The organism is Micromonospora craterilacus (genome assembly GCF_003236315.1).
Lineage (GTDB): Bacteria > Actinomycetota > Actinomycetes > Mycobacteriales > Micromonosporaceae > Micromonospora > Micromonospora craterilacus.
Genome location: NZ_POTY01000258.1, coordinates 1 through 9526, shown reverse-complemented (window position 1 = coordinate 9526; position 9526 = coordinate 1). Strand labels below are relative to the sequence as shown.

Below are 9526 nucleotides of genomic sequence, written 5' to 3'. Positions count from 1 at the left end.
GAGTCGCTACTGTTCCCGGCCGCGATCCGCCGGCTCGTCGGGGCGTACGGGCGGCGGGGCGCCGACGGGCTGCGGGCGGCCCGGCTCACCCAGCGGGAGGCGGAGGTCCTGCGGTTGATGGCCGCCGGACTGTCCAATCCGGAGATCGCCGTCCGGCTGGTGGTCGGGGTCGAGACGGTGAAGACGCACGTCGGCAACGTGCTGGCCAAGCTCGGGGTGCGGGACCGTACTCAGGCGGTGATCGCCGCGTACGAGTCGGGGTTCGTGGTCCCCGCCGGCTGACCGCTCCCCCGCGTGGGGGAGCGGATTCCCCGGGCGGCGGGAGGTTTCCCCGGCCCGGCTGGCCGAGGCTTAGCTGCATGACGACGCGAACCGAACCGACACTGACCGCCGCCCGGCCGGGCCGGCTCGCCCTGCTCGCCGCCGGGTGGCTCGGTCTCTGGGGCGTCCTCGCCCTGATCGCCACGATCACCGGTGCGGGCTACCCGCTCGGTGCCAACAATCCGGGTGGTAGTGGGACGACCCTGCTCCGGCTGATTCCGGTCGGACTCGGGCCACCGCTGTTCGCCGTGCTGCTGCTCGCGGCGGCGGGGGCGGCCTTCGTGATGAGCCGCCCCACCGCCGGCACCGCGTCCGGCTGGCGGGTGCCGCTGCTCAGCCTCGGCTGGGCGGTGGCCTTCGTGCTCGCCGTCGTGGTGCCGGACGCGTGGGTGCTCGTGCTCCTCGGGTACGCCCCGATCCTGCTGCTCGGCGCGCCGTTCGGCTGGCCGGACGTGAACTATGCCGACGTCTTCAGCTGGGCCCTGTTCGTGAAGTTCGCGGCGCTGGTGGGCGGGCTGCTGCTCGGCGCCGCCGTGCTGGCCTGGCAGCGGCGTACCGCCGGGGCGTGTGCAAGGTGCGGCCGGGCCGGCGATGGCGACGCGGCCTGGACGACCCCGGCCGCCGCCGCCCGCTGGGGCCGGTGGGCCGCGTACGTGGCGGCGGCCGTCCCGGCCTGCTACGCCCTGACCCGGTTCGCGTGGGCGGCCGGCGTCCCGTTCGGGATCTCCGCAGAGATGCTCGCCGAGCTGCAGGACACCGGCGCGATCTGGGCCGGCGCTGGGCTGGCGGCGTTCGCGATGGTCGGCGCGATCCTCACCCTCGGCCTGGTCCAGCGCTGGGGCGAGCGGTTCCCGCGCTGGATGGTGGGCCTGGCCGGGCGGCGGGTGCCGGTGCGGCTGGCCGTGGTGCCGGCGGCCGTGGTGGCGGTCGCGGTGACGGCGGCCAGCCTGGGCTACCTGAGCAGCCCGAACTTCTGGGCGTTGACCGGTGCGCTCAGCATGGGCACCGCCCCGATCGTGTTCTTCCCGGCCTGGGGGGTGGCGCTCGGCGCGGCGGCGTACGCGTACCACCTGCGCCGCCGTGGTGCCTGCGGTCGCTGCGGCCGGGGATGAGCCGCCGGCCGGCCCGCACGGGGGTCGGGCCGGCCGGCTTCGCGTTCGATCGGCGGTGGGCCTCGGGTCGGGCCTGCCGCCGGTCGGCGCCGTCAGGGCAGGTCGCGGGCGTAGCACACGGAGAGTGGCTCACCCCGGTACGGGCCGAAGTTGGCGATGCGCCGGTAGCCCTCGCGTTCGTAGAAGCGCATCGCGTCGGGTTGGGCGGTGCCGGTCTCCAGCAGCAAGGTGCGTACGCCGGCGTCGCGGGCAGCCTGCTCCAGGGCATGCAGGATGGCGGTCGCCACGCCGGTGCCCCGGGCGGGCGGGGTGACGTACATCCGTTTGATCTCGGCGGAGCCGGAGCTGAGGAAGCGCAGTCCGCCGCAGCCCACGGCGGTGCCGTCGCCGTCGCGGGCGACCAGGAAGACGCTCACGGTCTCGGCGGTGGGCGGCGCGCCCGGCTCGTGGTCGTCGCTGTCGTACCGGGCGTCGAGTTCGGCCCGTTGCGCGGCGCGCAGCCGCGCGGCGTCGGTCGATTCCCACGGCTCGTGGTCGATGGAGGGCATCGCGTCTCCCTTCCGTCGCGGCTTACCGTAACAAGCGTTACCGTAACGTACGCTACGGTATGGACTCCGGAAGGGGACCGATGGCCAGACGACGCGACCTGGCCGACCAGCAACGACGCCTGTCGGCGGCGACCTGGTCGGTGCTGGCCGAGCGTGGCCTGCCCGGGCTCACCCTGCGCGCGGTCGCGGAGGCGGCCGGCTGCACCACCGGGATGGTGCTGCACACCTTCGCCGACAAGCGGGCCCTGCTGGTACTCGCCCGCGAGCTGCTGCACGGGCGCACCGGCCAGCGTGCCGACGCCGCCCAGGCCGGCGCCGACACGCCGCTCGCGGCGCTACGGGCGGTGCTGTTGCAGGCCGCCTCGCCGACCGAGGAGAAGCGGGAGGAGGCCCGGGTGTGGGTCGGCTTCCTCGCCGCCGCGCTGGCCGACCCGGTCCTCGCCGACCTGCACCGCGGCTACAACCGTCGGTTCGTCGATCGGGTCCGCGGCCTGGTCGCCGCCGCCCGCCCGGACTGGCGCCCGGCCGACTGCGCCGCTACCGCGACGAGCCTGGTCGCTCTCGTCGAAGGGCTCAACGCGCTCGCGGCCGTCGACCCGGACACCTACCCCGACGAAGCCCAACGCCTAGCCATCGACGCCGCCCTCACCCAGCTGTCCCCCCGCCCCGTTGCCGCTGGGCAGCCTGATCCTCGGTTGGCCAGGTAACGCCATGAAGGGGCTGGCCGGGCGGGGTTGAGCTAGCGTTGGGCGGGTGAGTGCGTCCTTGGCGAACCCGGTTCCGCCCGCTGACCTGCCTGGCACGCTCGGTGCGCTGCGCGCCGCCGGGCACCGGTACCGCACGGTCAAGCAGGAACTGCGCGACAACCTGCTGGCCCGCATGCGCGGCGGCGGGCCACGGTTCGCCGGCATCGTCGGGTACGACGAAACCGTGCTGCCCGAGGTGGAGCGGGCGCTGCTCGCGGGGCACGACATGGTGCTGCTCGGCGAGCGGGGCCAGGGAAAGACCCGGCTGATCCGGTCACTGGCGACCTTGCTGGACGAGTGGACTCCGGTGATCGCCGGGTCGGTGCTCAACGAGCATCCGCTGCATCCGGTCACCCCGGCGTCGCGGGCGCTGATCGCCGAGGCCGGCGACGACCTTCCGGTCGGCTGGCTGCACCGCTCGATGCGCTACGGCGAGAAGCTGGCCACCCCGGACACCAGCGTCGGTGACCTGATCGGCGACGTCGACCCGATCCGGCTGGCCCAGGGGCGTACGCTCGGCGACCCCGAGACGATCCACTTCGGCCTGGTGCCGCGTACCAATCGGGGCATCTTCGCGGTCAACGAGCTGCCGGACCTCGCCGAGCGGATCCAGGTGGCGCTGCTCAACGTGCTGGAGGAACGGGACATCCAGGTCCGCGGCTACCAGCTGCGGCTGCCGCTCGACCTGCTCCTGGTGGCCAGCGCCAACCCGGAGGACTACACCAACCGGGGCCGGATCATCACCCCGCTCAAGGACCGGTTCGGCGCCGAGATCCGGACCCACTACCCGACCGAACTGGAACTGGAGCTGGCGCTGATCCGGCAGGAGGCCGACCTGGTCGCCGAGGTGCCGGAGCACGTGCTGGAGGTCCTCGCCCGGTTCGCCCGAGCGGTGCGCGAGTCGCCATCGGTGGACCCGCGTTCCGGTGTCTCCGCCCGGTTCGCCATCGCCGCCGCGGAGACGGTCGCCGCCGCCGCGCTGCGCCGGTCGAGCCTGCTCGGCGAAACGCCGTCGCGCGATGACGAGGCGTTAACAAGGGGCCCTTCCTCTACCGCAGACGTTAACAAGGGGCCCTTCCTTGCACCTGTCGCGCGGGTGGGGGACGCGGTGCCGGTGACGTCGACGTTGCGCGGCAAGGTGGAGTTCGAGAGCGGCGAGGAGGGCCGGGAGATCGAGGTCCTGGGTCACCTGCTGCGTACCGCCACCGCCGAGACGTTCCGCGCCCGGCTCGCCGGGCTGGACCTCTCCGGCTTCACCGCGCTGGTCGAGGACGGGCAGGCGATCGAGACGGGGGAACTGGTGTCGGCGACCGAACTGCTGCGCCAGGTGGGGACGGTGCCGGGCCTGGCCAAGGTGCTCGACCGGCTCGGCCTCGGCGATGCGCCGAGCCCCGGACAGGCGGCCGCGGCCGTCGAGTTCGTGCTGGAGGGGTTGTACCTGAGCCGCCGGCTGGGCAAGGACGTCACCGACTCCGGACGCACCCGCTACGGCGGCCGGGACTGAGCATGGCCGGCAACCGTTTCCGGTACGGGCAGTGGCGCGGCGGCCCCGACCCGCTGGCACCGCCGTACGACGTGCAGGCCGCGGTGGACCAGGTCGGCGCGGAGGTGCTGGCCGGCGGCAGCCTGCGCCAGGCGCTTCGGGACCTGCTGCGCCGGGGCCCGCAGGACCGCGGCGGACTGGACGAGTTGACCGCCCGGGCCCGCCGGTTGCGGCGGGAGGTGCTGCGCCGGGGTGGCCTGGACGGCGCGGTGACCCGGGCGCGGGCCCTGCTCGACCAGGCCCTCGCGGCCGAGCGGGACGAACTGGCCGGGCGCCAGGACGACGCGGCCCGGTTCGCCGAGACGGTGCTGGACAATTTGCCCCGGTCCACCGCGCAGGCGGTGCGGGAGCTGTCCGGCTACCAGTGGGCGAGCGACGAGGCCCGGCAGATCTACCAGCGGATCCTCGACGGGCTGCGCGACGACGTGCTCGGCCAGCGCTTCGCCGGGCTGCGGGACTCGGCGCGGCTGGCCGCCGACCCGGCGGTCCAGGAGCGGATGGCCGCGATGATGCGGGATCTGAACGACCTGCTGGCCCGGCACGCCCGCGCGGAGGACACCACCGACGCGTTCGCCGAGTTCATGCGCCGGCACGGCGAGTTCTTCCCGGAGCGGCCGGCCAACGTCGACGAACTGGTCGACCTGCTGGCCCGCCGGGCGGCGGCCGGGCAGAGGCTGATGAACTCGCTGTCGGAGCGGCAGCGCGAGGAGTTGGCCGGCCTGATGCGCCAGTCGCTCGGCGACCGGCTGGCCGGCGAACTGGCCGCGCTGGAGGGGAACCTGCGGGCGTTACGGCCGGACCTGCGTTGGGGCCGGGGCGAGCGGATGCAGGGCGGCCGGCCGCTGGGCTACGGCGAGGCGACCGGGGCGCTGGACGAGGTGGCCGAGCTGGACGACCTGCTCGACCAGTTGGGCCAGGCGCATCCCGGGGCCACCCTGGACGACATCGACGTCGACGCGGTGGCCCGGACGCTGGGCCGCGACGCCGCCGACGACGTACGCCGGCTGCGGGAGCTGGAGCGCGAGCTGCGCCGGCAGGGTTGGGTGACCCGCGACGCCGAGGGCCTGACGCTGAGTCCGAAGGCGCTGCGCCGGCTCGGCAGCACCGCGTTGCGGCGGGTCTTCGCCGAGCTGACCGCCGGCCCTCGGGGGCGGCACGACCTGCGCTCGGCGGGGGCGGCCGGCGAGGTCAGCGGCGCGTCGCGGCCCTGGGAGTACGGCGACGAGCAGCCGCTGGACGTGGTACGGACGCTGACCCGGGCGATCCGTCGGGCCGGCCCGGGGGTGCCGGTGCAGCTGGCCGTGGAGGACTTCGAGGTCGTCGAGACCGAACGGCGGGCGTCGGCGGCGGTGGCGCTCTGCGTCGACCTGTCGTACTCGATGATCTCGCAGGGCCGATGGGGGCCGATGAAACAGACGGCGCTGGCCCTGGCCCACCTGATGGCGACCCGGTTCCCGCAGGACGCCCTGCAGATCATCGGGTTCGGCCGGCGGGCGGCCACGTTGACCCAGCAGGAACTGGCCGCGGTCGAGCCGGACCTGGCCCAGGGCACCAACCTGCAGCACGCGTTGCAGCTGGCCGGGCGGCACCTGCGGCGCTACCCGGACGCCGAGCCGGTGGTGCTGGTGGTGACCGACGGGGAACCGACCGCCCACCTGGATCCGGACGACGGGGAGGCGGTGTTCTGCTGGCCGTCGTTGCCGGAGACGATCGAGGCGACGATCCGGGAGGTGGACCGGCTCGGCCGGTACCGGGCGACGCTGAACCTGTTCATGCTCGGCGACGATCCCGGCCTGCGTCGGTTCGTCGACGCGGTGGCCCGCCGCAGTGGCGGCCGGGTGTTCACGCCGGACACCGACGACCTCGGTGAGTACGTGGTCAGCGACTACCTGCGCGCCCGCCGCGGTCGCCGCTAGGCTCGGCCGGGTGGAGGTCGACGGGCTGCGGCGGGCGTACGGCGCGGTGCTGGCCGAGGTCGACGCGGGCGGGTTCCGGCCGCCGCCACCCGGGCGGTACAGCGCCGAGCAGATCGTCGCGCACCTGGTCACCAGCGACGAGCTGATGAGCGAGGCCACCGAGGCGGTGCTCGCCGGGTCGACGTACGCCTTCTACGAACTGGACGAGGTGCACCGACCGGAGCTGGACGTGCTGACCGCCGAGTGCGGCGGCCTCGACGGGCTGGCCGACCGGCTGCGGCAGACCAGCGACCGGCTGGTCGGGCTGGTGGCCCGGCTCGGGCTGGCGGCCGACACCCCGGTCGAGACACATCTGCGTGAGGGCTTCGACCTCGTCGTCGACGAACCGCTGCCCTGGGGCCGCACCATCGATCTGCACACCCGCGTCCACCTGCCCCGCCACCTGGCCGACCTGCGGGCCCTGCGTACCTCGGGCTGATCCGGGAGCTGGTGTTAACAAGGGGCCCTTCCTTTCACCCACGGCGGAAGGCTCGGCGGTAGGCGGACGGGGCGACGCCGATGCGCTGGTGCAACTGCTGACGCAGGGCGGCGGTGGTGCCGAACCCGCTGCGGCGGGCGATCTGGTCGATGGTCAGGTCGGTGCTCTCCAGCAGCAGCCGGGCGTGGTCGGTGCGTTCGTGCAGCAGCCACTGAGCCGGGCTGAGGCCGGTCTCGGCGCGGAACCGCCGGGTGAACGTGCGGACGCTCATCCGGGCCTGCCCGGCCAGCTCGCGCAGGCTGACCGGCTCGTGCAGCCGCTGGCGGGCCCACTCCCGGGTCCCGGCGGTGCTGGTGTCGGGCGCCTGCGGCACCGGGCGTTCGATGTACTGGGCCTGGCCGCCGTCGCGCCACGGCGGCATCACGCACCGGCGGGCGGCCTGGTTGGCCACCTGGCTGCCGTGGTCGGTGCGGACCACGTGCAGGCACAGGTCGATCCCGGCGGCCACCCCGGCGGAGGTGAGCACCCGGTCGTCGGCGACGAAGAGCACGTCGGGGTCGAGGTCGACGTGCGGGTGCAGCCGGCGGAAGCGGTCGGCGTACGCCCAGTGGGTGGTGGCCCGCCGCCCGTCGAGCAGCCCGGCGGCGGCCAGCACGAACGCGCCGGTGCAGATCGACATGATCCGGACGCCCCGGTGGTACGCGGCGCGCAGCGCCTCGGTCACCTCGGGCTCGACGGGGGCGAGGGTGGCGTCGCCGTGCACGCCGGGCACCACCACGGTGTCGGCCCGCTCCAGCAGCTCCAACCCGTGGTCGGGGAGCACCCGGAAGCCGGCGCTGCTGCGCACCGGCCGGGCGCCGGGGGTGCAGGTGTCGACGGCGTAGTAGTGCGCGTTGTCGGCGTCCCGGGCAGTGCTGAAGACCTGGGCCGGGGTGCCTAGGTCGAGGCCGACCACCTGGTCGAGGGCGAGGACGGCGACGCGGTGCGGGGTCATGGCCCGATTATTGCGCATCATGGCTTTCCGGCCACTCGCCGTTCCGGCCGCCGCGCCGCAGACTCGCCTGGTGAATCGACCTGTCCGCCTCCACCCGGCCTGGATCGTCGCCGCGGTCGCCTTCGTGGCGCTGGTCGGCGCCGCCGGCTTCCGGGCCACTCCCTCGGTGCTGCTGCACCCGCTGCACGCCGAGTTCCGCTGGCCGCTGGCCACCATCTCCGCGGCCGTCTCGGTGAACCTGCTGCTCTACGGGCTGACCGCGCCGTTCGCCGCCGCCTTGATGGATCGGTTCGGCATCCGCCGGGTGGTGGCCGCCGCGCTGGCCCTGGTCGCCGCCGGCAGCGGGCTGACCGTGTTCATGACCGCGAGCTGGCAGCTGGTGCTCTGCTGGGGCGTGCTGGTCGGGCTGGGTACCGGCTCGATGGCGCTGGCCTTCGTGGCGACGGTGACCGGGCGTTGGTTCGTGCACCGCCGGGGCCTGGTCACCGGCGTGCTCACCGCCGGCGGGGCGGCCGGCCAGCTGGTCTTCCTGCCGCTGCTGGCCATCCTGGTGAGCCGGTACGGCTGGCGGTCGGCGGCACTGGTCGTCGCCGGGGCGGCGCTGCTGGTCGTACCGCTGGTGCTGCGGCTGCTGCGCGAGCACCCCGCGGATCTCGGGCTGCCCCCGTACGGCGCGACCGAGGTCGTCGCGCCGCCGAAGCCGGCCGGCGGGGCCGCCGCCCGCGCGATCGGCGCGCTGGCCCAAGCGGCCCGCACCCGGCCGTTCTGGCTGCTGGCCGCCGGCTTCGCGATCTGCGGGGCGACCACCAACGGACTGGTCGGCACGCATTTCATCCCGGCCGCGCACGACCACGGGATGCCGCAGACCACGGCGGCCGGGCTGCTGGCGCTGGTCGGCCTCTTCGACATCGTCGGCACGGTCGCCTCCGGTTGGCTCACCGACCGGTACGACCCCCGGCTGCTGCTGGGCGCCTATTACGCGCTGCGCGGCGGGTCGCTGCTGGTGCTGCCCAGCCTGTTCGGGGCCACCACCGAGCCGAGCATGCTGGTCTTCATCATCTTCTACGGGCTGGACTGGGTGGCCACGGTGCCGCCGACGGTGGCGCTGTGCCGGGAGTACTTCGGCGCGTCCGCCGCGGTGGTCTTCGGCTGGGTGTTCGCCGCGCACCAGCTCGGTGCGGCGGTGGCCGCCACCGGGGCGGGGCTGGTCCGGGACCAGCTGGGCGAGTACACGCTGGCCTGGTACCTGGCGGGGACGCTGTCGGTGGGGGCGGCCGTGCTGTCGGTGCTGCTGATCCGCCGACGCGGCGCCGCCTTCACCGAGCCGGCCCCGGTCGCCGCCGCGCCGAGGGCGTGGAGCTACCGGGGCTGAGCGGGTCGGGCGACGCGCCCGGTGCCCTCGGGGTCGAGTTGGATCACTGGAGCGTCCAGCGCTGGGCCGGGTTGCCGTCGCACGGGGCCTGGGTGATGTCGTCGCCGGCGCCGGCCGCGCCGTCGTGGACCTGCGCGCACTTGCCGCTGTGCACGGCCACCAGCAGTGTCGTGCCGTCGCCGACCGGGTGCAGTCGCCACTGCTGGTTGCCCTGGCCGTGGCAGCCGAACTGCTGCAACCGGGCGCCGTCGTCGCCGCTGCCGCCCTCGACGTCGAGGCACTGGTTGTACGCGGCGTTGGTCAGCGTCACCGCGTCCGGGCCGAACGGGTTGACCACCCACTGCTGCTGCGGCCCGCCGGTGCAGTCGGCCAACTCGGCGACGGCCTTCTCGCCGTCGCCGTCGAGGCCGAGGCACCGGCCCGAGCCGACACCGCGGAACACCTTCGGACCGGTGACCACGTCGGGGTCGGCGCTGGGCGCGGCCGAGGGGGTGGC

General features: G+C 74.6%; 10 protein-coding genes. 7 read left to right on the top strand and 3 right to left on the bottom strand.

Going from position 1 to position 9526, the window contains the following annotated elements; all coding sequences use genetic code 11:
* On the top strand, positions 1-282 hold a 282-nt coding region (locus tag C1I95_RS28495), incomplete at its 5' end, for a response regulator transcription factor (protein WP_146605881.1).
* A 77-nt stretch (positions 283-359) separates the two neighbouring features.
* Positions 360-1433, top strand: a complete 1074-nt coding sequence (locus C1I95_RS28490; RefSeq protein WP_111218416.1) for a hypothetical protein — start codon at positions 360-362, stop codon at positions 1431-1433.
* Positions 1434-1525: 92 nt separating this feature from the next.
* Here the strand turns inward: C1I95_RS28490 and C1I95_RS28485 are convergent, their stop codons facing one another.
* On the bottom strand, positions 1526-1981 hold the full coding sequence (locus C1I95_RS28485; protein WP_111218414.1) for a GNAT family N-acetyltransferase: 456 nt from the start codon (positions 1979-1981) through the stop codon (positions 1526-1528).
* Positions 1982-2061: 80 nt separating this feature from the next.
* On the opposite strand from C1I95_RS28485, the gene C1I95_RS28480 reads away from it, so the two are divergent.
* From C1I95_RS28480 to C1I95_RS28465, 4 genes are read left to right on the top strand one after another with little or no spacing between them, the layout of a single operon-like run.
* Entirely contained in the window at positions 2062-2688 is a 627-nt protein-coding gene (locus C1I95_RS28480) for a TetR/AcrR family transcriptional regulator (protein ID WP_111218412.1), read from the top strand.
* A 46-nt stretch (positions 2689-2734) separates the two neighbouring features.
* The gene (locus C1I95_RS28475; protein WP_111218410.1) at positions 2735-4231 is read left to right on the top strand and encodes a magnesium chelatase ATPase subunit I; all 1497 of its coding nucleotides are present in this window, start codon (positions 2735-2737) and stop codon (positions 4229-4231) included.
* 2 nt (positions 4232-4233) lie between these two features.
* Positions 4234-6186 carry a vWA domain-containing protein gene (locus tag C1I95_RS28470; RefSeq protein WP_111218408.1) on the top strand — a complete coding sequence of 651 codons (1953 nt, stop codon included), beginning with the start codon at positions 4234-4236 and terminating at the stop codon, positions 6184-6186.
* Between the two features lie 10 nt (positions 6187-6196).
* Positions 6197-6664 carry a DinB family protein gene (locus C1I95_RS28465; protein WP_111218406.1) on the top strand — a complete coding sequence of 156 codons (468 nt, stop codon included), beginning with the start codon at positions 6197-6199 and terminating at the stop codon, positions 6662-6664.
* Positions 6665-6698: 34 nt separating this feature from the next.
* On the opposite strand, the gene C1I95_RS28460 is transcribed toward C1I95_RS28465, so the two are convergent.
* A complete protein-coding gene (locus C1I95_RS28460) occupies positions 6699-7676 on the bottom strand; it encodes a GlxA family transcriptional regulator (protein ID WP_111218404.1) in 978 nt (325 codons plus the stop codon).
* Between the two features lies 1 nt (position 7677).
* Here C1I95_RS28460 and C1I95_RS28455 point away from each other — a divergent pair, with 1 nt between their 5' ends.
* Positions 7678-9030 (top strand): MFS transporter, encoded by a 1353-nt coding sequence (locus C1I95_RS28455; protein WP_233513944.1) that lies wholly within the window; start codon positions 7678-7680, stop codon positions 9028-9030.
* A gap of 43 nt (positions 9031-9073) precedes the next feature.
* Here C1I95_RS28455 and C1I95_RS28450 read toward each other — a convergent pair.
* The coding region (locus C1I95_RS28450; RefSeq protein WP_146605880.1) for an RICIN domain-containing protein at positions 9074-9526 on the bottom strand (453 nt) is incomplete at its 5' end.